Origin of the sequence: Pseudomonas sp. MUP55 (assembly GCF_034043515.1) — a bacterium.
Lineage (GTDB): Bacteria > Pseudomonadota > Gammaproteobacteria > Pseudomonadales > Pseudomonadaceae > Aquipseudomonas.
The window spans coordinates 3,891,281-3,912,581 of sequence record NZ_CP138214.1; the positions used below are offsets into that span (position 1 = coordinate 3,891,281).

Below are 21,301 nucleotides of genomic sequence, written 5' to 3' on the forward strand. Positions count from 1 at the left end.
CAGTATAGAGCTGCTGCAAAGCGAAAACGACGCACAGTGGTCATGCCACTGACGTCGCGATGCTGGTCCGTTGCATGTGACCACGGCTAGGCGACATACCCCACTGAGCCAGTTGTTTATTCAGCGCTGCTCAAGAAACAGCTGAAGGCTGTTGTGACCATCAACGATCAGTTGTCGAATGAGCGCTTGATAGTGTTCGCCAGTATTCAGGTCTTGCAGGTCGAAGCCTGCAGACCACTTGATGAACGTCTTGGATTGTCCCGTCAGAGATTCCAACTTCACGGTGGCGACATAGTTGTCCAAGGGCAATGGGGCCTCCTCGAAACAGTAGGAAAGCATTGTGTTGCGGTCATCGACCGCCAGCAGGCGCTCCCTGACAACTGCGCCATCGACCAGTTTGAGCTGGCGGATGCAGCCAACCATTCCATCCGGCTGATTGTCCTCAATACTGCTTTGGACAATTGACGGATGCCATTTATGAATCTCGCCAAATTTCTTCAATACGTTCCAGGCGTGTCCTGTATCGCTGTCCAAGACAGCGGAAAACTCAACGACAGGCATTTTGTAGTCCCTTCAACTTGTCTATTTTTGAACACATCCAGGCCCTCCTCAGTGCACCGCTCGAAGGGAAATGATGTGCAATCGGTGAACACTCACCCTTCGAACTGGTGATAGACCTTGGCGATGATCTTCCAGCCACCGTCAATCTTGATCAGAGTCAGGTAGTCGTTGTAGTCGGCGCCGATGGCGTCCTTTTCCATATCGACACGCACCACAGCTGTCGTGGGGGTGATAGCCAGCACGTCGAGTCGGGTGGTGATTTCGGGGGCTTCGCCATTCTTCTCGACGAAATCAAACAGGTTGTTGATCGGGCCTCCGAGCAGTTCGCCATTGGTGAAACCGTACATCACGGCATCTTGATGAAAGGCGTGTGCAACGTTCCCTGCGCTGCCTACACGCAGTCCTTCAACGTACTGAGTCGCGGTGGCGATGACAGCGTTGTATTCACAAGTAGGTACGGCCTTGATGTTCTTTGACATGGGTGTCTCCTTTGGGTGGGGACGAGATACAACGTATCTCGCCAACTGCAATCGTGGGATTAATCGCTTGTATGTGTGTGGTAAATCTTGCTGACAATCGTCCACTCGCCATCCACCTTCAGCAGGTTGAAGAAGTCGGTGAAGCGAAATCCAGAAATATTATCGGTATCAACGCGAGCACTGGCGGCACTGCCCACTATGTCTATGCGAACGATAGCGGCTGTGGCTTCGGGGGACGGACGGAAGGCGTTGTCGATGACGTCGTACAGGTTCTGGATCGGGCCGCCGACAAGGTTGCCTCCATCGAGGCCAAAAATCGTAGCCTGTTCATTAAACGCAGGCTTCATCAAAGCGCTATCGGCTTTGACTCCACCTTCGTTGTACTTGCTCAGAACGGCAACGATCGCGTTGTATTCCTGGACGTAAGTTGGATGGCTCATGGTGTGCTCCTGATGAATGATGCCAATGACCTGGTGGGTCATTCGGAAACTAAAAACTCAACCGACCGTCACCAATCCTGACGAGTCGGTGAAATGATCAAATCGTTTACGGTGACGTTTTGGGGCTGGTTGAGCGCGTAAATCACCGCGCGGGCTATATCGTCAGGCGCAATGGCAATCCGGTTGAGCTCCTGAGCAGCCTTGCGCCCTTCAGGATCGCTGACCTTGTCCGCCCAGCCGGTATTTATCACGCCGGGACTAACGGTATTTACGCGGATGCCATGCTGTACGCCCAACTCCTTGCGCATGGATTCGGTCATGGCTTGCACGAAAAACTTGGTAGCGCTGTAAACCCCTGCTGAGGGCCCGACCTGGTGGCCGGCAACCGAGTCCATATTGAGAATCTGCCCGGACTTCTGCTCCAACATAAAGGGAAGTACCGCAGCAGTAGCGTTGAGGTAACCCTTGATGTTTACATCGATCATCTTTTCCCAATCCTGCACGGCCAGATCGACCCAATTGGAAAACAGCATCAAACCGGCGTTATTGACCAGAATGTCCACGGCGCCATAGGTGTCTTGCGCAAACTTGGCCAGCGCCCTGGTTTGATCCAGCTGGGTAACATCCGTGGTGTAGGCGACCACGTCACTGCCGGACGCTCGCAGTTGTGCAACAAACGCTTCCAACCCTTGATGATCAAGCGCTGCAGCTACCACGCGAACACCCTGTGCGGCGAGTGCGCGAGTGGTGGCGGCGCCGATGCCCGAAGATGCGCCTGTCACAATGGCAACTTTGTTTTGCAGGTAGTTCATGCTCAGAATCCTTCGTACGGTGAATGGCTTCGCGACGCAGCCGCGCTGACGCAGGGAGAACGACTCAATAGTGGGCGGTTGGCCAATCGGTATAACCCTTGGCGCCTCCGCCGTAGTAACTCTCACGTGGTGCAATGGTAAGTTCGGCGCCACGACGCAGACGCTCTACAAGGTCCGGGTTGGAAATGAACAGGCGGCCAAAGGCAACTGCATCGATTTTCCCTTGTGCGCGGCGCTCAACGGCCATCTCCAGGTCGTAGTTGTTATTCACGATGAAAGCCCCTTCAAACTGAGCACTCAGTGCGTCCAGATCGACACCTTCAGGAACCGTGCGGGAGGTGGCGGTGGCGCCTTCGACAAAGTGCAGGTAGGCCAGGTTGAATCGGTTGAGCTGCTGGATCAGGTAGCCGTAGGTAGCCATTACGTTGCTGTCAGGCGGCGTATTGCCTGCATCCGGTGTCACCGGTGATAAACGAATACCCACTCGGTCACTGCCCCAGATCGCAGCCACAGCTTGGGTGACTTCAAGGGTCAGCCGCGTTCTGTTCTCGATGGATCCGCCGTACTGGTCGGTGCGATGATTGGTTGAATCACGCAGAAACTGGTCGAGCAGATAGCTGTTTGCAGAGTGGACTTCCACACCATCAAAACCCGCTCGCTTGGCGTTTTCAGCCGCATGCTTGTATTGCTCGATAACTCCCGCAATCTCTGAAGTCTCAAGCGCGCGAGGCATGGACACTTCCACCATGCCATTGTTGGTGTAGGTGGTACCTTCGGCCTTGATGGCGGAGGGCGCTACGGGAGCCTCTCCGTCTGGCTGCAACTCGACGCTGGAAAAACGACCCACGTGCCAAAGCTGGCTGACGATCTTGCCGCCTGCTGCATGTACCGCATCGGTAACCTTTTTCCAGCCTGCCACTTGTTCTTCTGTCCAGATCCCCGGCGTCATCGCGTAACCGCGCCCTTGCGCCGAAATGTTCGTGGCTTCCGCAATGATCAAGCCTGCGCTTGCACGCTGGGCGTAATAGGTGGCGTGCAGTTCGTTCGGAACGCCATCATCGGCCATCCGGCTGCGTGTCACCGGAGCCATGACGATACGATTTGCCAACTGGATGGCACCCATCTGCGTCGGTGAAAAAAGATCGGTGTTAAGACTGTTATCAATCATGTTCAACCCTTAAATATTAGACCGGTCGTCTATAAAAATGCTTAAAAAAAACGCCCTACCCCAGAAGGCGTTTACTTGTGATCAGTGCGGTTTCAAACGGCGCCGTAGTCTTCTTGACCTTGACCAACAGAGACGCACCGAGCCAAAGCTGATAGAGCGACTCAGCCAAGGTCGCCGCATCCTGTCCGACGAGAATCGAACCATCGGCCATGCCTTGCTCAACACATCGCATGATGCGCTGAATGATCAGCGCGGTGCCCTCCTCCAGCACGGTGCGCATGTCCTCGGACAAGTCGCAGACTTCGGCACCCAGTTTCACCACCAGGCATTTCTCATCGGGATGATCGAATGCCTGGGTCTTGGCCCAATAATTGAGGTAGGCCAAGAGTCGTTCAGCGCCAGTGCCTTCGGCTGCCATCACAATGTCGACGCGACCGATGTATTCCTGAAAGTATTCCTCGAGCAGCGCCTGGCCAAATTCCTCTTTCGAGCGAAAGTAGTGATAAAACGACCCTTTGGGCACGCCGGCGGTTGTCAGGACTTCCGACAAACCAACGGCGGTGTAGCCCTTGTTGGTCATCAGTGACTTAGCGACATCAATGATGTGCTGTCGCATATCTTGTATAGGTTTCTTCATAGGGAAGGCACTCTACACAAAACTAGACCGGTCGTCTAGAGAATCCTCTTATCCCGCTCACGTGATGCTTGCAGGCTCCAGCGCTTCCCTTTCCCATTTAGCGATAACCAATGGCGCTACGGCATTACCCAGCACGTTTAGCGTGGTGGTTCCGCTGTCAATAATCCTGAAAATTCCAGCGATGAGAGCGACCCCTTCCAATGGAAGGCCAGCAGACGCCAATGTCGCGGACAGGATAATGATGGCAAAACCAGGCACCCCAGCAGCCCCTTTAGAAGTCAACACCATCGTGACCACAAGCAGGATCTGCTGGGAAAGGGACAAATCAATACCGTAGAGCTGAGCCACGAAAATGGTCGCCACGCCGAGGAAAATCGATGCACCATCAAGATTGAACGCATAGCCCACCGGCACCACAAAACTGACGATCCGACGTGGCACACCGTAGCTCTCCAATTTGCTCATAAGCTGCGGCATGACGGCTGCAGAGGCCGCGCTGGAAAACGCCAGAATCAGCTCGTTCCGAAAGTATTTGATCAGCTTGAATATATTCTCACCGATCAGATAGCAGATCCCGCCGAGCACCACCAAGGCGAAAACAATCAGTGCCAGGTAAACCACACCGATCAGCTTGAGCAATGGCAACAGCGAAGCAAAACCAAACGTCGCAACCGTGGCGCCAATCATGCCGAACACACCTATTGGTGCATAAGCCATGACAATGGAAACCACTTTGAACATCGCATCGGAAAGGCCCTGCACCACCGCGACTACCGGCGCACTTTTCTCGCGGGGCAGAGCATTGAGTGCCATGCCCAATAACATGGCGAAGAACAACACCGAGAGTAACTTCGCTTCCGACATCGCCACCAATATGTTGTCCGGGACGATGTTCTGCACAATGATCAAGGCCCCCTTTGAAGGCTCCATCGTTAGCGACGCCGAGCTATGAGTGATACCGGAAATATCGGTACCGTTGCCCGGCTCGAAGAAGTTGGCGAAACACAGCCCCAGTACAATGGCCAGACCCGTAATCGCGAAGAAGTAACTCAGCGATCTGATACCCATGCGACCGAACGATTTGTTATCGCCACCACCGGCAATACCCAAAATCATGCAACAGAACACAATCGGCACCACCACCATCTTCATCATCTTGATAAAGATGTCGCCCAGCGGTTTCAGAATTTCCGCGCTGACCCACGCTTGATAGTGAGGATGCGTATTGAAATACCAACCGACGAGCACGCCAAGCAACAGCCCGGCAACGATTTGCCACACCAAGGGAATACGTTTCATGTCTAGCCTTCTTGTTGGAATGAAAGGTCTGCGTTTATTGGCAGTTGCTAGAGTCATGAGCTTCCAGCTCACTTGAGATCCAATGGCACAACGCGGTTGTGCCATGGGTGCTGCGATTACTTGGCAAAGAGCTGGCTCATATCCTTGAAGGCCTTGAATTCGAGCGCGTTACCGCAAGGGTCAAACAGGAACATCGTGGCTTGTTCGCCGACCTGGCCTTTAAAGCGTATATAAGGTTCGATCACAAACTCGGTGCCAAATGACTTCAGGCGTTCCGCCAGCGCTTCCCACTCTGCCCAGCCGAGAATGATGCCGAAGTGCGGCACAGGCACGTCATGCCCGTCGACCGGGTTGCTGTGAACACTTTCCTGCGACGCGGTTTTCGGGTGTTCGTGAATGACCAGTTGATGGCCGTAAAAGTCAAAATCGACCCACTGGTTGCTGGAACGTCCCTCCTCCAGGCCAAACACTTTTCCGTAAAAGGTGCGTGCGGCGGCGAGGTCGTAAACAGGGATTGCGAGATGGAAAGGTGAAAGGCTCATCAGAACTCCAAAGACTTTATTGTTGTGGTGGGCGTGGGGTGGCGTCATATCGCTCACCCTGGTATCGCATGACGTCCAGGTCATGCGTTTCACGACATTGGCATTCGTGCAGCACCAGTTGCCGGGAATGGGTCCATCGTAGTCCGGCTTTTCCAGCAAAAAAATCAATATAATTTTCTTAGAAACACAATTAATATTTGTGAATGATCAAAGAACTCAAAACACTTGTCGCCGTAGCACGGGAAGGCACCTTCGCAGCGGCGGGGAATAAGATCGGCCTTACCCAGGCGGCGGTGAGCGCTCAGATTCAGCGCTTGGAGGCCGAGCTCGGTTTCGAGATATTCGACAGAAAAGGTCGCTCGGCCAGCCTCAATAGAATGGGCCACCAGATACTCCTGCAAGCGCAGGAGCTGCTCAGGCTCTACGACAGTCTGGGTTCCACTACAGTCGGACTTCCCGCCAGCGTCCTGGTGAATATCGGCGCTATCGCTTCCGTTCAGCGATCCTTTTTACCTGACGCGCTAGCCAAGTTTCATCAACAGTGCCCGCAGTGCCGGACCCGCGTGATCCCGGGGCTTTCCATGGAGCTGGTCAATATGGTGGATGCGGGAGAAATCGATATGGCGGCGATCATTCGCCCGCCGTTTTCGCTGCAAAGCGATCTGCGTTGGACGACATTGGCGCTGGAACCCTACCGTCTGATTATCCCGCGCGACGTGCCTGGGGAGGATTGGTCAGCGCTGCTTTCCAACCAACCGTTCATCCGATACGACCGATCATCCTTCGGAGGCAGGCAGGTCGACCGATTCCTGCGGCACATGCATTTCACCCTGCGTGAAGTGTGCGAACTGGATGAACTGGAAGCGATTATCAAGCTGGTTGCAAACGGTGTGGGCGTCGCTTTAGTGCCGCAGACAGCGACTCATGAAGAGTGGCCAGCCGGTGTGCGGGTTCTTGATCTGGGGCAGCACACCTTTCACCGTGACATTGGGCTCGTCCATCGAGCCCGGCAAAGCTTCACGGAACCGGTGCGGGTATTGGCTCAGCTGATTACTGAGCAGGTTTCATCGAGTTCGAAATAAAACCAGAAAACAGATCCGTTGCTGTCGAGCCGCCGTTTCGACTCGCCTCTCAACCCCGGCGCTTGACGACCCGTCGATGGCAGTCGGCCGGGGCCAACACCTTGCCCGCCCTGGAGCGCACGGCGATGGTCTCTACCGGCTCCGACAATTCGCTGTCGAGCAGCACCGAGTAGCTCTCCCCTTTGTCGAACAGGTAGCGCTCCCCCCACTGGCGCATGCTGACGACGATGGGAAACACTGCGCGCCCCCTGTCAGTCAGCACATATTCTTTGTAGGCACTGCCGTCGGATGCCGGCTGGATGTCAAAAATGCCCAACTCGACGAGCAGTTTGAGCTTGACCGTGAGGATGTTCTTGGCGAGACCAAGACGTTTCTGAAATTCACTGAAGCGGCGAACGTCATCGAACGCGTCGCGGATGATCATCAATACCCAGCGATCGCCGATTGCTTCGAGCGTGCGGGCGACCGGGCATTCGCTCTGCGCCAGTAGGTGCTGTCTGGCCATGGGTCTCCTGGAAGCGAGTCAGTAGGAAGCGGGAAAACGTTCTAACGTCAGACGAAAACGCTCTGCAAATGTGGTTGCATTTAACAACTTCATTTGCTAAAAATCAACGGACTGGTTTCTATTTAAAACTACATACCCCAAGGATGGAGTGATGCCGTTCAAGTCTCACGCCCAGGTAAAAATGGACATCGACGCTGAAAAAACCAGCGGTGGGCACACGCAAACGCCCCAAACCCGGGGCACCTCCACCCTCAGTCGCTATCAGACTTTTCTTTTTGCCATTACCTGCGCCATGGCGGTCGCAAACGTCTACTTCGCCCAGCCTTTGCTGGAATCGATGGCTGCCAGCCTGTCGGTTTCGCCCGGTACGATTGGTGTCGTAGTCACCGCGACACAAGCCGGTTACGCCGTCGGGTTGTTGTTCATCGTTCCGCTGGGTGATGTGCTCAATCGCAAGAAACTTATCCTTACGCAAATGCTGCTGTCGGCGCTGGCCCTGTGCGCCGTTGGCCTGTCGCAGGATTGGGGCATGTTGCTCGGCGCGATGGTGCTGGTGGGCCTGATGGCGGTCGTGGTGCAAGTGGTGGTTGCCTACGCAGCTTCGCTGGCGAGTCCCGAGCAACGTGGCGAAACCGTCGGCACCGTGACCAGTGGCGTGGTGCTGGGCATTCTGCTGGCCCGTTTCGTCTCCGGCGCAGTGGCTGATCTGGCCGGCTGGCGCGGCGTTTATTTTGTCTCGGCGGCCCTGATGATCGGCATGGCGCTGGTGCTGATGCGCACCCTGCCTGCCTCGACCACGCCACCGGCGAACGGTGGTTACTGGCAATTGTTGCGATCAGTGTTCCAGTTGTACCTGACCGAACGCACATTGCGCGTGCGAGGCACCTTCGCCCTGCTGATCTTCGCCGCGTTCAGCGTGTTGTGGACCTCGATGGTACTGCCGCTCAGCGCGCCACCGTTGTCGCTGTCACACACCCAGATTGGTTTGTTCGGACTCGCCGGTGTGGTCGGTGCGCTGGCAGCGGCACGCGCCGGACGGCTCGCCGACCAAGGGCTCGGCAATCGCACCACGGGCGTCGCGTTGGCACTGTTGACCGTGTCCTGGCTACCTACGGCGTTCGTTGAATACTCACTGTTCGCCATGGTGGTGGGTGTGGTGTTACTGGATTTCGCCGTGCAAGCCGTCCATGTCACCAATCAGAGCCTGATCTTCGCCGCACGCCCCGATGCCCAAAGCCGACTGGTGGGCGCCTACATGTGTTTCTACTCGGTGGGCAGTGGCCTGGGTGCAATAGCCGCAACGTTTACTTATGCACACTTTGGCTGGATTGCCGTTTGCGTATTGGGTGCCGCCATCAGCGCAGTCGCCCTGTTGTACTGGATTTACCTGGGATTGACCTGCAAATAACTTTCCAACGGCAATCAAACTTCCTGCGTCCGCAAGTAACGGACCGCGCGACTTCTATGGCGTGACACCGACCTTCTTCATCAAGGCAGATAATCCATGAAACCACTGCACGTAGTGTTGGCTGTACTGATAACGGCCATCTGGGGTGTGAATTTTTCGGTGATCAAACTGGGGCTGGCCACCGTCGATCCGTTTATCCTGGCGGGTATCCGCTTCAGTCTGTGTGCGTTACCGGCGATGTTCTTCATCCGCAAGCCCGACGTGCCGTGGCGCTACATCATCGGCTATGGCCTGATATTCGGCATCGGTCTGTGGGGCGTGGTCAATCTGGGTATCAAGGCCGGGCTGTCGGCGGGCATCGCGTCGCTGGTGCTGCAGTTCAGCGCGTTCTTCACCCTCCTGCTCGGCAGTTGGGTGTTCAAGGAAACGCTGACCCGCTTCCAGGTGCTGGGCATGTTGATCGCCCTCGCGGGGCTGTTGTGCATTATCAAGATCAGTGACGGTTCGGTGAGCCTGACCGGCGTGTCGCTGGTGCTGGTGGGCGCGGCGTCCTGGAGCGTCGCCAACGTCATCAGCAAGAAGGCCCGCACCAGGGATGTCTTCGGCTTTCTGGTGTGGGCCAGCGCGTTCGCACCGATTCCGTTGTTCACCCTCGATTACGCGGTGAACGGCAGCGCCGGCTACACCGCGCTTGTCAGTCAGGTGAACACGACTACCCTGTTGTCGATCCTGTTCCAGGTCTATCCCAACACGCTGTTCGCCTACTGGGTCTGGAACTCGCTGCTCAAAACCTATCCGGTCTCCACAGTGGCGCCGCTGTCTCTGCTGGTGCCGATCTTCGGCATGCTCGGCTCGGTCGTGGTGTTCAACGAAAGTGTGCCGGTGAGCAAGGTACTGGCGGTGGTGCTGATCGTACTCGGCCTGGCCGTCGGCCTCTATGGTCAGCGCATTTTCAACGCTGTTTTCGCGCGCCCTGCGCGTACCTCGATGTGAAGACGTGATTTGATGGGCGCCGTTGAAGGAGCGCCCCAGATTGGAGGCAGCATGTGTGCAGCTGCCGTATTTAAGGTGGCTCGGACGACGAACCACTCGGCGATGTGCTTTTCGATGGCGTGGCGGGACCTCTCACGCGGGCTCGGGAAAATCGACGACCGTCTCGTTGATGCGATTGAACACGTTGGTAAAGGTGATCACAGAGATTGCCAAGGCAATGTGAACGATCTCCTCACCACTGTATCCCGCCTCTTGAAATGACTGCACCTGCGCTGGCGCGACGGCCCCGGGATTAAGGGCCAGGCTGCGTGTGAAGGCAACCAGCGCATCTCGTTTGGTATCCCCTGTGGACTGGCCGGCACGTAGTTGGCGCATAGCGTCAGCCGACAGTCCCACTAGCTTGCCGACCATGCTATGGGCCGCAACGCAGTAGTCACAGCCCGAGAGCTCACTGATCACCAGTTTGACCGTCTCCTGATCGGGTTTACTGAGTGGTCCGCTCGCCAGCACCCTGTCGGCCGCCAGCATCGCCTTCAGCGCTTGCGGCGCGAGGGTTGCCAGTGTGGCATAAGCGTTAGGCACTCTGCCCAGCGCCTGCTTGATACTCGTGTAAACCTCGGCGGTTGCGCCGCTGGCCTGGTCCGCTGGAATCGCGTTGAAATGAGTCATTGTTCAGTCTCTTGTGTAAAGGGTCAGAAGCCTTCCAGGACGATCTTGCCCTTGGATTTGCCGCTTTCGATCAGGCCATGGGCGCGTCGCAGGTTTTCGGCATTGATGGTTCCGAAGTTTTCGCCCAGCGTCGTTTTCAACATCCCGCTGTCGATCAGTTCGGCCACTCGATTGAGCAACTGGTGCTGCTTGAGCATTGCTTGGGTCCGGAACATCGAGCGCGTGAACATGAACTCCAGATGAAGCGAGATCGACTTGCGCTTGAGAGGCATCGCATCCAACGACGCGGGGTCGTCGATCAGCGCGAGATTGCCTTCGGGCTTGAGCAAACCGATGAGTTGCTCGTAGTAGGTATCGGTATGGGTCAGGCTGATCACGTGATCGACCTCACTCAGGCCTAGTGCCTGGAGTTGAGGCTGAAGCGGCTCGCGGTGATCAATGACAACATGCGCGCCCAGTTCGCTGATCCACTCCCTGGTTTGCTGGCGCGAGGCGGTACCGATAACGGTCAGCGCTGTGAGTTGGCGCGCCAGTTGAACAAGAATCGAGCCCACTCCACCGCCAGCACCGACCACCAACAGGCTTTGCCCCTCGCCAGCACCTTGCTCGATCTTCAGACGATCGAACAGCAACTCCCAGGCGGTGATGCTGGTCAGGGGCAATGCTGCCGCGTGCGCCGCGGGAACGGTTGAAGGACGATGGCCGGCAATGCGCTCATCGACCAGACCATACTCGGCATAACTGCCTGCGCGCGTAATGTCGCCGGCATACCAGACCTCGTCACCGACCTTGAACAGGCTGACGTCAGTGCCCACCGCCTCCACCTTGCCGACGGCGTCCCAGCCCAGTACACGCGGCGCGTTGGTCGCCATGCTCAGGCGCAACTTGCTGTCCACGGGGTTCACCGAAATGGCCTGGATCTTTACCAGCAAGTCATGCGCTCCCGGCTGAGGCACGGGCAGTTCGATATCGTAGAGAGACGCCGGATCGTCGATGGACAATCCCGCCTGATCGTAAGCTACCGCTTTCATGGTGGGTCTCCTTAGGTGGCCAGAATCAGGCACGTTGGGCTGGTTGCGGGGACATGACTAAAACCGCACGCAAACGCACATCGGCTCGCATCATCCGGTCGTAGGCCTGCTGGGCCTGATCCAGGGTGAAGGTTTCGATCAATGGGCGGATGTTCTGCAGGTTGGCGAATGCCAGTGTTTGTTCGTTGTCATGCACACTGCCGGTCAGGGCGCCCACCACAGAGCGAGCGCCGAAGATCAGGTCGGTTGCATTCAGGGTGATCGGATCACCGGGCACCGCAACCACAATCAATTGGCCGCGAGGCGTCAGGCCGGGAACGGTCTGCGCCATCCCTTGCCCGGTGGGGGCGGTGCCCAGTACCACTTTGGCGCCTCCCAGGGAGCGCAGCACGTCAGCAACATGTTCTTCGGTAGCGTCGATGTACCGATGAGCCCCCAAGGCAAGCGCCTGCTCGGCCTTGTCGGCGCCGCGTGCGATGGCAACGGTGTAGAACCCCATTTTACGAGCGAATTGCACGCCCAGATGCCCCAGACCGCCGAGCCCATGAATGGCCACCACGTCGCCGGCTCGAGCACTTGAATTGCGCAGCGCATTGAAGGTGGTGAGCCCTGCGCAGAGTAACGGTGCGGCCTCGGCAGCATCCAGCTCTTCAGGTATTTGCACCAGACCGCGCGCCTCGGCCAGCATGATTTCGGCATAACCGCCGTCAACGTTCATGCCGATGATCACCGGATTGTGGCAGTTCACCCCATCGCCCTGGCGGCAGGACGGACAACTGCCGTCTTCGCCGCCAAGAAAGCCGACCCCGACACGCTGTCCGATCATCCAGCCATCCACACCGGAACCTATCGCCTCGATTCGCCCGACGACTTCATGACCGGGCACGCGGGGATAACTGATGGCTCCCGTCAGATTTTCTACCGTTGCACTGTCGGAATGGCAGACACCACAAGCCTCGACCCGGATGCGCACCTGCCCAGGCTGCGGCGCGGGAACCTGACGCTCGACCAGTTCCAGTTGCCCCGGGGCGGTCGCCACTACGGCGCGGTAAGTTGTACGAATTGTCATGAGTCACCTGTTATTCGAATCGGAAGTCGGAAAGATCCACGCCAACGATGAGGGGCTCGGCAAGGGCGAGGTTATCGGCTGTGCGCGGATAGATGCGAAAGCGCGTCGGCATGCGAATGCCTTGTACTTCGATGTAATCACTGAGGTAACGAGCAGCAGCATTGCGGCCTTGAATGTCGACTTCATAGTCATGGCGGCGCAGCAAACCATCGCTGTCGAAATAGAACGTCTGCACCGCACTGTGGCTGGCGATCTGGGGAGCGAACTCGACACGCAGTCGGCGCCAGGGCAAGCCGTCGACGTACCAGGGTTCGATCTCTTCGGCGCGAACACCCGCATGCCGCAGCAGGAATGGCGATGTCAGATAGGTCCACATGGTGTAGCCGGCGAAGTAAGCCAGTTGAGGGCGAGACCAGGGTGTCTCCATCTCGAATCCGGCGAAGGAGGCACGCGGTGCTTCGAGCGCTTCAGCCAGGCTGCCATCCTCGTGTCGAATCTCGACACGCGACGGTGTGTACACCGAATAATCGCTGCCTGGCGCGAATGGCCCATGGGAGACTCGCTGCTGGTGAAGCTGCACCGTGACCCGCGAATGGCTGAGGACACCGTCACACTGCTTGAGCGCCCACAGGCCTCCGCTGTGATCCAAGGTTGCGCTAACGCGCTGGAACGCCTTGAAACGCTCCAGTCCGCCAGCGGCATCGATTGCCAGATCGATCAGATCGCTCATTGGTCTTCCTCGACGCTGGTGCTGACGAACGCTGCGATGTGCCGCGCGGCTGCACTCGGGTGCTGCAGGTGCGGGCCATGACCGGCGCTTGGGAAGGTGACCAGATGCAACGTTGGAAGCTGGTCGCTGAGGCTGTACCAGTTTTCAACCGGAAAGACGATGTCGTGGTCCCCGCCCAAGTGCAGCACTGGAATGCGGGTGGACTTCAACACTTGCAGCACCGCGTCTACCGGGAACATCGGATTCTTCGGGCCATCGCCGAGTTGTTCTCCAGCCCACGCATAAGGCACCTCGGGGCTGGCATCGTCCCTGGCAATGTTCAAGCGCTGCCATGAGCGTTCGGCACTGGCTCGTGAAGACGCGGATTCGGGCTCGAAGAACAGCTTGGCGAAATCTTCAAAGTCGTTCTCGCGTCGGGCCATTTCATAAAACAGCGCCTCACCGGGTTTGACCAGATGGCCAGGTGGCGTAGTTGCCAGCAGCACGACACGGCTGATCAATTGCGGCGCTTGTGCCAGCACAATCTGCGCAGCAATGCCCCCAAGTGACCAACCCCCGATAATGACTTTTCCCAGCTTCAGAGCGGTAATAAGTTCAATGGCGTCCTTGGCCAGCGAAGCAGGACTGTAAGTCCGTTCACCGGTTGACTGCCCCAAGCCACTGTAATCAAAAATCGTGACCTGAAACCCCTGCTCGACCAGGTTATTCAGGAAGAGCGGGTCCCAGGACTCCATGGTGCCCCGGAATCTTACGCACAGAACCAGAGGCGTGCCGCTGCCAAACGTGCGATAGGCGAGGCGCCTGCCGTTGATGTCTATGAACTGCGTGGCGGCCTCGGAACTAAGGAATTGTTTATTCATCTCGTCACTTCCTGAAGGTGTTGCGTTAGAAACCTAGACCTAAACGGAGCCGGCAAGCGTCCGACCCATTATTCATATCGGGATACTTAACTACTGCACTGAGGCGAAACTGGATCGAATTAAAAAAGATAATAAAAAGCGCAAACAACGTTCTATTTACAGGCCAGCCAAACAGCTAAAAAGATTAAATAGACTTCAATCCAATAGGAATATTAGTTGTAAGGATGCACAGCCCTGATGCCTGATTAAACATCAACCACCATCGGCTCTTTTGCGCTGGAAGTGTCATTAATATTGCATCGCGTTGACGGGAATTGAAACGACATTTATGGTCGTGTTTTCGGACATGACGCGAGGAGACAGACATGCATCGGATCGGCTATTTCTTGACGGATGGATTTCAGGTGATGGCGTTGGGAACACAGTCTGTGTTCGAGTTCGCCAACGTGGTGGCCAAGGAAGAAATCTATCAGATCACCAATTACTCCATACGCGGCGGCGAGGTCAGGTCGTCGGTCGGCGCTACGGTGAAAACACAGCGGGCCAGCTCTGAAGCGCTGGCTGATACCTGGATGGTCTCCGGCATCGTCAATCCCTCCGTTCGCAAAACCCCGGATGATGAGTTGAAGTTCGTCAAAGCCGCCGCCAGTGGGGCGCGACGCACCGCGGGGCTGTGCACTGGCGCATTTGTCCTGGCCCAGGCAGGACTTCTTGAAGGCCGCCGAGTCACCACTCATTGGGCCTATGCCAAGCTGCTCAAGGCCCAATTCCCAAATACTCGGGTAGAGCCGGATCATATTTTCGTCAACGACGGGTCGATCTGGACATCAGCCGGGCTTTCCGCCGCAATGGACCTGGCTCTGGGTATCGTCGAGAACGATCTGGGCCAGGCCATTGCCAACAAGGTAGCGCGGGTGCTGGTCATGTATCACCGGCGTTCAGGCGGTCAGTCGCAACATTCACAGATGCTCGAAATTGCGCCAAGGTCGGACCGCATACAAGCCACGCTTGATTACGCGCGCTCGAATCTTTCCAGCGCACTGACCGTCGAGAACCTGGCCAAAGTCGCGCACCTGAGTGAGCGACAGTTCAGCCGCATCTTCTATGCAGAAACCGGGCAGTCCCCGGCCAAAGCCATTGAACAGCTTCGCATCGAGACCGCGAGGAACATGGTGGAGCGAGGCAGTCATTCGCTGGAAGTGATCGCAAGGGAAACAGGCTTCCGCGACAGGCGCCATTTGCGTGAAGTCTTTATCCGCAAGCTAGGCGTCGCCCCGCAGTCGTTGAGGAGGGAAGCAAGGGAATTGGTTGTCGAGTGACGAGTGCATCAAGGTGGTCAAGCAACAAGGTTTTTCACGAGGCCATGGTGGCGGCCAAGGTCTCGGTAACTCATACGATAACTCGGCGAATTGTCGCTTGATCAGCTTTAGAAGGCCTGCGCCTTAAGGCCCGGTGTTTCACACGATATTCATACATCACCTTGCGCCTCCATACCAAACACGTTACAAATCCCATCACCAAGTTGTACGACAACCTAAAAATAATCCCCATCCCTCGAGGATGGCGCCAACTGTCCGAGCCCCGCCATGACTCCGCCTGCCGTCGCACCCTTCTCACGCCATATTGCCGTGCTCATCCTGCTCTGCATGGGCTGTGCCTTCGCCGGCAACCACATCGCCGCACGCGTAGCCTTCGACGACGGCGCCGGTGTCCTGCTGGCCATCCTGATGCGCTCAGGTGGCACCCTGCTCGTGCTGGCCATCTTGGTCCTGTGGCAACGCCAAAGCCTGCGCCTCCCTCCAGGCGCATGGCGCTGGCAAGTACTTCTGGGCCTGCTGATCGCCACCCAAAGCCTCTGTCTCTATTCCGCCGTCGCCCGCGTTCCGGTAGCGCTGGCCCTGCTGGTCGCCAACGTCTTCCCGATTTTGCTGGCGCTGCTGACCTGGGGGCTCGGCGGCCCGCGCCCCACTGCGCGCACGGCCATGCTGATGGGCCTGATTCTGGTGGGCCTGGTGTTCGTGCTGGACGTACCCGGCCGCTTCGCCACCCACACCAGCCTCGGCCCGCAATGGCTGCTCGGCGTCACCCTCGCCTTTTGCGCCGCGTTCGTATTCGCCTGTGCGCTGTGGATCACCGACCACAAGTTGTCCCAGGTACGCGGTTCTGTGCGCAGCCTGCTGACGATCTTCATCGTATTCAGCAGCGTCAACATCGCGGGCTGGACCGGTGCGCTTGCCGATGGCTTGAACCTGCCGGCAACCAGCACCGGCTGGCTGGCACTGGCCACGCTGGTGGTGCTGTATGGCACCGGTTTTATCGTGCTGTTCATTTCAGTGCCACGCCTGGACATGCCGCGTAATGCTCCGGTGATGAACATCGAGCCGCTGGCAACCTTGTTGATGGGCTGGATCGTGCTCGACCAGATGCTCAGCGCCGGGCAGATGGCGGGCGGGGTTATTGTGGTCACGGGGATAGTGTTGCTGACTTATCGCACGTCGCCTCGGCCGACCGCCAAGGCGCAGGTGGCGTAATGCCTGGTTTCGTATAGGACACGAGTGATACCCCGCTGCAGCGGGCGTTACTTCAACTCGCTGGCCCGATGACTGGCCGCATCATCGTAAGCCACATACAGCGACTCGGCGATCTGGCTTTTGATGGCCTTGGTGGATTCCAGGCCCAACACAAAACCTTCGGCCTTGCCGCCGGCGCGGTTGAGTTCTTCATGGGTGGACGCGCCGGTGATGGCGTCGAGCAGTTTGGCGGCGTGGGGGCCGACGCCTTTGGGCAGGGAGATTTGGTCGATGGACATGGCGATACCTTCAGAAATGAAATCGGTAGCGCTTTTAACCACTGCCGGGAGCTGGCATGGTAAACCGGTTGGCGCAGAAAGGGGCTGCTTTTGGTCGTAGGCCAGTTCAACAACGGCCTACCCCCCTGAACGCTTGCGTCCCCCTTACCGTAGCCTTCAGACCGTCACGTTGATCACCTCGCCCCCGCGCCGCTCAAACATTGCCCTCTCCGTCTCCTCAGTCGCCCGTTCGCCCTTGTAGGCCAACTGAGTGATGAACAGCCGGTCCTGGGCGCCCTTGAGGTTCGACGGGGCATGGGGCCTGAGCAAGGGCGCCAGATCAATAGTACTGGCGAAATTCTCGTTGGTCAGGCTGCGCAAACCCATGAGGCTGCCCGACGACGGCGAGCCGGCGTCGACCATGTCGATGGCGGCGTTGCGGTAGGCCACGGCGGCCGCTTGCAGGCCGGGGGCGCGGTTGAGCAGGTCGGTGAGACGTTGGGCATTCGCATCGCTCAGTTGGCCGGCCTTATCGAGTACTTTCAGGCGGCCATCAGCTTGCACGGTAAACCCGTAATCGGTTCCAGCCAGGTCGGGCGCGGTGCTGGCCAGGGAGGCCTGGAATGCGTTGAACGCGCTTTTGAGCACGCCGTGTGCGCCATTGAAGCGGTCGACGAAGCGAGGCAGATCCGGCGAATCGGATCGGCCGACCCAGGTGTTGACCACCTCCAGTGGCGCGCTCAGGGTCTGGGCGGCTTCGCTGGGGTGGCGACGTCCGGCATCGCCTGGGGCAGGCGTTTCTGGTCGGAAGGCGCCAGGCTGACAGTGGCCGGGGCGAGATGGGCAGCGCTGACGGAAAGTGCCATTTTAATCGATCCATGATTGGCGGGGTCATACAGGTTATCGACGCGGATGAGGCAATCTTTAGACGCCCCCATTTGAACGTCGTTGCGTCCAAAGCTACGCGTGTGGCGATGGCTCGATACCCACACAGCGCCAACCTGTGGCGCGGGCACCCACTTTCAATCAGCTGCCTGCGACAACGGCCGCGCCACCCGTTCCAGCGCCTTGCGCTCCGCCGCCACGCCCCAGATCGCCTGCACTATCGCAGCGGCGCACATCAGCGCTGCCCCGATCAAATACCCCACGAACAGACTTTCACGCTGTTGCGTCTGTATCAATTGCCCAAACAGCGTCGGCCCGATGATCCCGCCCAACCCCGTGCCGAAGGCATAGAACACTGCAATCGCCAGCGCGCGTATTTCCAGTGGAAACGTCTCCGCCACGGTCAGGTACGCCGAACTCGCCGCTGCCGAGGCGAAGAAGAAAATCACCATCCATGCGATGGCTTGCTGGGTCACGTCGAACCAGCCCTGCTGGAACGCGTAACCACTGAGCGCCAGCAGCACGCCGGAGATCGCGTAGGTAGAGCTGATCATCACGCGCCGGCCGACCACGTCAAACAACCGCCCCAGCAGCAGCGGCCCGCAGAAGTTGCCGAGGGCGAGCGGCAGCACGTACCAGCCGACGCGCTCGGCGGGCACGTCGTAAAAGTCGGTGAGCACCAGCGCATAGGTGAAAAAGATCGCGTTGTAGAAAAACGCCTGGGCGGTGAGCAGCGTCATGCCCACCAGGGCGCGACGGCGAAAGCTGACAAACAGAGTATGGAAAATCTCCGCCAGCGGGGTGTGGTCGCGCGCGTGCAGACGCAAGGCTGGGCCATTGACCGGCGCCAGTGCGTGGCCTTGTTCGCGCAGGCGCGCTTCGATGCCCTCGACGATGCGCCGCGCTTCGTCCTGCTGGCCGTGGATCAGCAACCAGCGCGGGCTTTCCGGTAACCACAGGCGCATCACCAGAATAATCAGGCCCAGCGCGGCACCGATGCCGAAGCACAGGCGCCAGCCCAGGTCGCCGCCGACGATGTGCGGGTCGAGCAACACGATGGCGCCACCGGCACCCAGTGCGGCGCCCAGCCAGAAGGTACCGTTGATGGTCAGGTCGACCCAGCCGCGATAGCGCGCCGGGGTGAATTCCTGGATGGTCGAGTTGATTGCCGTATATTCGCCGCCGATGCCCATGCCGGTGAGGAAGCGGAACAGCAGAAAGGTTTCCAGGTTGAATGAAAACGCCGTGGCCGCGGTGGCGCCCACGTAGAGCCACAAGGTAATGAAGAACAGCTTGCGCCGCCCCAGACGGTCGGTGAGCCAGCCGAACAGCAGCGCACCCAACACGGCGCCAGCGATATAGACGCCACCGGCGAGGCCAATGTCGAAGTTGCTCAGGTTCAGGCCCGCGCTGCTTTTCAGCGCCCCGGACACCGAGCCGGCCAGGGTCACTTCCAGCCCGTCGAGCAGCCAGGTGATACCCAGGGCGAACACCAGCAAGGTGTGGAAGCGGCCCCAGGGCAAGCGGTCCAGGCGCGCGGGCAGGTCAGTCTCGAACAGCGCCCCTTGGGTATCTGCGTGTGGTTGAGTCATGGTCACCTCCGTCCTTGTGCAGTGCCTCGTCAGTTATGAGTCAGCCTTTGCCGGGGGAGTTCAAAGTCGTCGCGCTGGTGCCCTTGATCGTCTCCACGCTCTGCGTGGGGATGCCTCTTGGGACGCTCCGCGTCCCGCTGCACGTTCTGGCTACCGGGCACGGGTGACGCGGAGCGTCACTGGCTGCATTCCCACGCGGGAGCGTGGGAACGATCGTCAGGGATTGGGGAGGCTTGTCAGGACTGCTCCAGCGCAACCGCCTTGACCGCATGCCCCTGCTGACGCGAGGTAACCAGGCCAATAAAGGAAATCACCAGCGCCAGGCCAATCGTCGAGGACACCTCGGTGCGGTGCTCCGGCGTCACCATCATCACTGCCAGCGCCGCGCAGATGAACGCGATCACCAGATAGGTCAGCCAGGGAAACAGCCACATGCGCAAGGTCAGTTCGACGTTCTGCCTGAGCAGCAAGCGCCGCATGCGCAGTTGCGAGACGGCGATCACCAGATACACCAGCAACGCAATGGCACCGGAACTGGCGAGCAGAAACTGGAACAGCCCGGCAGGCATGAAGTAACTCAGCAGCGTCACCCCGGCTCCGATGATGGTGCTGGCAATCACCGCCGCCCTCGGCACGCCCGCCGCTGACGTGTGTTTGAGGGCGCGTGGCGCATCGCCGCGTTTACCCAGGGAGAACAGCATGCGCGAAGAGATGTAGATCGAAGAGTTCATGCAACTGGCGACGGCGATCAGCACCACCACGTCGACCATGAACTTGGCGTTGGGGATGTTCATCAGCTCCAGCGCACGCTGGTAAGAGCCCACGGACGCCAGCAGCGGGTCGTTCCACGGCACCACGGAAATGACGACCGAGATCGACAACAGGTAAAACACACCAATGCGCCAGATCACCGAGCGTGTTGCCTTGGCGATGTTCTGCGCCGGGTTGCTCGACTCAGCCGCGGCAATAGTCACCGCCTCGGTACCAATGAAACTGAACATGATGGTGATGAACGCCCCCACCACCGCCGACAGCCCGTTGGGGGCAAAGCCGCCGTGCTCTTGCATCAACCGGCTCAAGCCACTGGCTTGGCGATCAGGAATCCAGCCCATCAGCACGCTGAAACCCAGGCCGATAAACCCGACGATGGCGATGACCTTGGCCATCGCGAACCAGAACTCGAACTCGCCATATTTGGCAACGCTGAACAGGTTGGTGATCACCAGCAAAATGATCGACAGCAACGCGAACAACCAGGCATCGAGCTGTGGAAACCACTGATTGAGCACATGCCCGGCAGCCAGCGCCTCGATCGGAATCACCAACACCCAGAACCACCAATACAACCAGCCGATGGTGAAGCCTGCCCAGCGTCCAATGGCCTGGTCGGCATAGGTGGAAAACGAACCGGTGTCCGGGCGCGCCACGGCCATTTCGCCGAGCATACGCATCACCAGCACCACCAACAGGCCGGAGCACAGGTAAGCCAGTAGAACCGCTGGCCCCGCTGCCGCGATGGCATGCCCGGAACCGACAAATAACCCCGCGCCGATAATGCCTGCGATGGACAACATGGTGACGTGACGCGGCTTGAAACCCTGCGCCAGTTGACCGTTGGAATCGTTGGAGTTGAGGCTATTCATTGTTTTTGTTGTTCTCGGGCGACCAGTGCCCTTCACCTTAAGTGCGCTGGACACGGCCAAAGTAGCCTGAGCGCGCCATCATCGTGTCTGATCTCGACATTTGCCCAC

The 21,301-nt window shown here is 58.3% G+C and carries 24 protein-coding genes; 5 read left to right on the forward strand and 19 right to left on the reverse strand.

Features of this window, described 5'->3' with window-relative positions:
* Window positions 1-120: 120 nt before the first annotated feature.
* The 8 genes from SC318_RS17495 to SC318_RS17530 form a co-directional block, all read right to left on the reverse strand.
* Entirely contained in the window at window positions 121-561 is a 441-nt protein-coding gene (locus tag SC318_RS17495) for an SRPBCC family protein (protein ID WP_320427808.1), read from the reverse strand.
* Between the two features lie 92 nt (window positions 562-653).
* Complete coding sequence (locus SC318_RS17500; protein WP_320427809.1) at window positions 654-1,040, reverse strand: nuclear transport factor 2 family protein; 387 nt, start codon at window positions 1,038-1,040, stop codon at window positions 654-656.
* 59 nt (window positions 1,041-1,099) lie between these two features.
* Window positions 1,100-1,480: a nuclear transport factor 2 family protein gene (locus tag SC318_RS17505; RefSeq protein WP_320427810.1), complete on the reverse strand. Its 381-nt coding sequence runs from the start codon at window positions 1,478-1,480 to the stop codon at window positions 1,100-1,102.
* Window positions 1,481-1,548: 68 nt separating this feature from the next.
* Entirely contained in the window at window positions 1,549-2,292 is a 744-nt protein-coding gene (locus SC318_RS17510; RefSeq protein ID WP_320427811.1) for an SDR family oxidoreductase, read from the reverse strand.
* A gap of 64 nt (window positions 2,293-2,356) precedes the next feature.
* The gene (locus tag SC318_RS17515; protein WP_320427812.1) at window positions 2,357-3,460 is read right to left on the reverse strand and encodes an alkene reductase; all 1,104 of its coding nucleotides are present in this window, start codon (window positions 3,458-3,460) and stop codon (window positions 2,357-2,359) included.
* A gap of 55 nt (window positions 3,461-3,515) precedes the next feature.
* Window positions 3,516-4,097 (reverse strand): TetR/AcrR family transcriptional regulator, encoded by a 582-nt coding sequence (locus SC318_RS17520; RefSeq protein WP_320427813.1) that lies wholly within the window; start codon window positions 4,095-4,097, stop codon window positions 3,516-3,518.
* 57 nt (window positions 4,098-4,154) lie between these two features.
* Window positions 4,155-5,396 carry a cation:dicarboxylate symporter family transporter gene (locus tag SC318_RS17525; RefSeq protein WP_320427814.1) on the reverse strand — a complete coding sequence of 414 codons (1,242 nt, stop codon included), beginning with the start codon at window positions 5,394-5,396 and terminating at the stop codon, window positions 4,155-4,157.
* A 116-nt stretch (window positions 5,397-5,512) separates the two neighbouring features.
* Window positions 5,513-5,938, reverse strand: a complete 426-nt coding sequence (locus SC318_RS17530; protein ID WP_124389013.1) for a VOC family protein — start codon at window positions 5,936-5,938, stop codon at window positions 5,513-5,515.
* Window positions 5,939-6,141: 203 nt separating this feature from the next.
* On the opposite strand from SC318_RS17530, the gene SC318_RS17535 reads away from it, so the two are divergent.
* Window positions 6,142-7,020 carry a LysR family transcriptional regulator gene (locus SC318_RS17535; protein WP_320427815.1) on the forward strand — a complete coding sequence of 293 codons (879 nt, stop codon included), beginning with the start codon at window positions 6,142-6,144 and terminating at the stop codon, window positions 7,018-7,020.
* A gap of 49 nt (window positions 7,021-7,069) precedes the next feature.
* On the opposite strand, the gene SC318_RS17540 is transcribed toward SC318_RS17535, so the two are convergent.
* Complete coding sequence (locus SC318_RS17540) at window positions 7,070-7,525, reverse strand: winged helix-turn-helix transcriptional regulator (RefSeq protein WP_320427816.1); 456 nt, start codon at window positions 7,523-7,525, stop codon at window positions 7,070-7,072.
* 151 nt (window positions 7,526-7,676) lie between these two features.
* On the opposite strand from SC318_RS17540, the gene SC318_RS17545 reads away from it, so the two are divergent.
* Both SC318_RS17545 and SC318_RS17550 read left to right on the forward strand, forming a co-directional pair.
* The gene (locus tag SC318_RS17545; RefSeq protein WP_320427817.1) at window positions 7,677-8,933 is read left to right on the forward strand and encodes an MFS transporter; all 1,257 of its coding nucleotides are present in this window, start codon (window positions 7,677-7,679) and stop codon (window positions 8,931-8,933) included.
* A 96-nt stretch (window positions 8,934-9,029) separates the two neighbouring features.
* On the forward strand, window positions 9,030-9,926 hold the full coding sequence (locus SC318_RS17550) for an EamA family transporter (RefSeq protein ID WP_320427818.1): 897 nt from the start codon (window positions 9,030-9,032) through the stop codon (window positions 9,924-9,926).
* A gap of 132 nt (window positions 9,927-10,058) precedes the next feature.
* Here SC318_RS17550 and SC318_RS17555 read toward each other — a convergent pair whose 3' ends face one another.
* From SC318_RS17555 to SC318_RS17575, 5 genes are read right to left on the reverse strand one after another with little or no spacing between them, the layout of a single operon-like run.
* A complete protein-coding gene (locus SC318_RS17555) occupies window positions 10,059-10,595 on the reverse strand; it encodes a carboxymuconolactone decarboxylase family protein (protein WP_320427819.1) in 537 nt (178 codons plus the stop codon).
* A gap of 23 nt (window positions 10,596-10,618) precedes the next feature.
* Window positions 10,619-11,626, reverse strand: coding sequence for a zinc-binding alcohol dehydrogenase family protein (locus tag SC318_RS17560; protein WP_320427820.1), 1,008 nt, complete (start codon window positions 11,624-11,626; stop codon window positions 10,619-10,621).
* Between the two features lie 25 nt (window positions 11,627-11,651).
* The gene (locus SC318_RS17565) at window positions 11,652-12,695 is read right to left on the reverse strand and encodes an alcohol dehydrogenase catalytic domain-containing protein (protein ID WP_320427821.1); all 1,044 of its coding nucleotides are present in this window, start codon (window positions 12,693-12,695) and stop codon (window positions 11,652-11,654) included.
* 10 nt (window positions 12,696-12,705) lie between these two features.
* Complete coding sequence (locus SC318_RS17570) at window positions 12,706-13,425, reverse strand: hypothetical protein (protein WP_320427822.1); 720 nt, start codon at window positions 13,423-13,425, stop codon at window positions 12,706-12,708.
* Complete coding sequence (locus tag SC318_RS17575) at window positions 13,422-14,285, reverse strand: alpha/beta fold hydrolase (protein WP_320427823.1); 864 nt, start codon at window positions 14,283-14,285, stop codon at window positions 13,422-13,424. Before SC318_RS17575 ends, SC318_RS17570 begins: the two co-directional genes overlap by 4 nt.
* A 365-nt stretch (window positions 14,286-14,650) precedes the next feature.
* Between SC318_RS17575 and SC318_RS17580 the strand changes: the two genes are divergently transcribed.
* Window positions 14,651-15,604: a GlxA family transcriptional regulator gene (locus SC318_RS17580; RefSeq protein ID WP_320427824.1), complete on the forward strand. Its 954-nt coding sequence runs from the start codon at window positions 14,651-14,653 to the stop codon at window positions 15,602-15,604.
* Between the two features lie 267 nt (window positions 15,605-15,871).
* Window positions 15,872-16,816, forward strand: a complete 945-nt coding sequence (locus SC318_RS17585) for an EamA family transporter (RefSeq protein ID WP_320427825.1) — start codon at window positions 15,872-15,874, stop codon at window positions 16,814-16,816.
* Window positions 16,817-16,863: 47 nt separating this feature from the next.
* Here SC318_RS17585 and SC318_RS17590 read toward each other — a convergent pair whose 3' ends face one another.
* From SC318_RS17590 to SC318_RS17610, 5 genes are all read right to left on the reverse strand, one after another.
* Window positions 16,864-17,094 (reverse strand): hypothetical protein, encoded by a 231-nt coding sequence (locus SC318_RS17590; protein ID WP_320427826.1) that lies wholly within the window; start codon window positions 17,092-17,094, stop codon window positions 16,864-16,866.
* A gap of 156 nt (window positions 17,095-17,250) precedes the next feature.
* Window positions 17,251-17,799 (reverse strand): hypothetical protein, encoded by a 549-nt coding sequence (locus tag SC318_RS17595; RefSeq protein WP_320427827.1) that lies wholly within the window; start codon window positions 17,797-17,799, stop codon window positions 17,251-17,253.
* Between the two features lie 14 nt (window positions 17,800-17,813).
* Window positions 17,814-17,939, reverse strand: a complete 126-nt coding sequence (locus SC318_RS17600) for a hypothetical protein (RefSeq protein WP_320427828.1) — start codon at window positions 17,937-17,939, stop codon at window positions 17,814-17,816.
* A gap of 156 nt (window positions 17,940-18,095) precedes the next feature.
* Entirely contained in the window at window positions 18,096-19,550 is a 1,455-nt protein-coding gene (locus SC318_RS17605; RefSeq protein ID WP_320427829.1) for an MFS transporter, read from the reverse strand.
* Window positions 19,551-19,786: 236 nt separating this feature from the next.
* Window positions 19,787-21,193 (reverse strand): amino acid permease, encoded by a 1,407-nt coding sequence (locus tag SC318_RS17610; RefSeq protein ID WP_320427830.1) that lies wholly within the window; start codon window positions 21,191-21,193, stop codon window positions 19,787-19,789.
* Window positions 21,194-21,301 lie beyond the last annotated feature (108 nt).

What these genes read in the sequence shown, in the direction of transcription:
- SC318_RS17600 (WP_320427828.1), bottom strand. Translation starts at nt 17,939, where the DNA reads ATGGCACTTTCCGTCAGCGCTGCCCATCTCGCCCCGGCCACTGTCAGC.
- SC318_RS17540 (WP_320427816.1), bottom strand. Translation starts at nt 7,525, where the DNA reads ATGGCCAGACAGCACCTACTGGCGCAGAGCGAATGCCCGGTCGCCCGC.
- SC318_RS17565 (WP_320427821.1), bottom strand. Translation starts at nt 12,695, where the DNA reads ATGACAATTCGTACAACTTACCGCGCCGTAGTGGCGACCGCCCCGGGG.
- SC318_RS17535 (WP_320427815.1), top strand. Translation starts at nt 6,142, where the DNA reads ATGATCAAAGAACTCAAAACACTTGTCGCCGTAGCACGGGAAGGCACC.
- SC318_RS17585 (WP_320427825.1), top strand. Translation starts at nt 15,872, where the DNA reads ATGACTCCGCCTGCCGTCGCACCCTTCTCACGCCATATTGCCGTGCTC.
- SC318_RS17525 (WP_320427814.1), bottom strand. Translation starts at nt 5,396, where the DNA reads ATGAAACGTATTCCCTTGGTGTGGCAAATCGTTGCCGGGCTGTTGCTT.
- SC318_RS17550 (WP_320427818.1), top strand. Translation starts at nt 9,030, where the DNA reads ATGAAACCACTGCACGTAGTGTTGGCTGTACTGATAACGGCCATCTGG.
- SC318_RS17590 (WP_320427826.1), bottom strand. Translation starts at nt 17,094, where the DNA reads ATGTCCATCGACCAAATCTCCCTGCCCAAAGGCGTCGGCCCCCACGCC.
- SC318_RS17505 (WP_320427810.1), bottom strand. Translation starts at nt 1,480, where the DNA reads ATGAGCCATCCAACTTACGTCCAGGAATACAACGCGATCGTTGCCGTT.
- SC318_RS17510 (WP_320427811.1), bottom strand. Translation starts at nt 2,292, where the DNA reads ATGAACTACCTGCAAAACAAAGTTGCCATTGTGACAGGCGCATCTTCG.
- SC318_RS17515 (WP_320427812.1), bottom strand. Translation starts at nt 3,460, where the DNA reads ATGATTGATAACAGTCTTAACACCGATCTTTTTTCACCGACGCAGATG.
- SC318_RS17610 (WP_320427830.1), bottom strand. Translation starts at nt 21,193, where the DNA reads ATGAATAGCCTCAACTCCAACGATTCCAACGGTCAACTGGCGCAGGGT.
- SC318_RS17605 (WP_320427829.1), bottom strand. Translation starts at nt 19,550, where the DNA reads ATGACTCAACCACACGCAGATACCCAAGGGGCGCTGTTCGAGACTGAC.
- SC318_RS17560 (WP_320427820.1), bottom strand. Translation starts at nt 11,626, where the DNA reads ATGAAAGCGGTAGCTTACGATCAGGCGGGATTGTCCATCGACGATCCG.
- SC318_RS17500 (WP_320427809.1), bottom strand. Translation starts at nt 1,040, where the DNA reads ATGTCAAAGAACATCAAGGCCGTACCTACTTGTGAATACAACGCTGTC.
- SC318_RS17495 (WP_320427808.1), bottom strand. Translation starts at nt 561, where the DNA reads ATGCCTGTCGTTGAGTTTTCCGCTGTCTTGGACAGCGATACAGGACAC.
- SC318_RS17555 (WP_320427819.1), bottom strand. Translation starts at nt 10,595, where the DNA reads ATGACTCATTTCAACGCGATTCCAGCGGACCAGGCCAGCGGCGCAACC.
- SC318_RS17580 (WP_320427824.1), top strand. Translation starts at nt 14,651, where the DNA reads ATGCATCGGATCGGCTATTTCTTGACGGATGGATTTCAGGTGATGGCG.
- SC318_RS17570 (WP_320427822.1), bottom strand. Translation starts at nt 13,425, where the DNA reads ATGAGCGATCTGATCGATCTGGCAATCGATGCCGCTGGCGGACTGGAG.
- SC318_RS17545 (WP_320427817.1), top strand. Translation starts at nt 7,677, where the DNA reads ATGCCGTTCAAGTCTCACGCCCAGGTAAAAATGGACATCGACGCTGAA.
- SC318_RS17530 (WP_124389013.1), bottom strand. Translation starts at nt 5,938, where the DNA reads ATGAGCCTTTCACCTTTCCATCTCGCAATCCCTGTTTACGACCTCGCC.
- SC318_RS17575 (WP_320427823.1), bottom strand. Translation starts at nt 14,285, where the DNA reads ATGAATAAACAATTCCTTAGTTCCGAGGCCGCCACGCAGTTCATAGAC.
- SC318_RS17520 (WP_320427813.1), bottom strand. Translation starts at nt 4,097, where the DNA reads ATGAAGAAACCTATACAAGATATGCGACAGCACATCATTGATGTCGCT.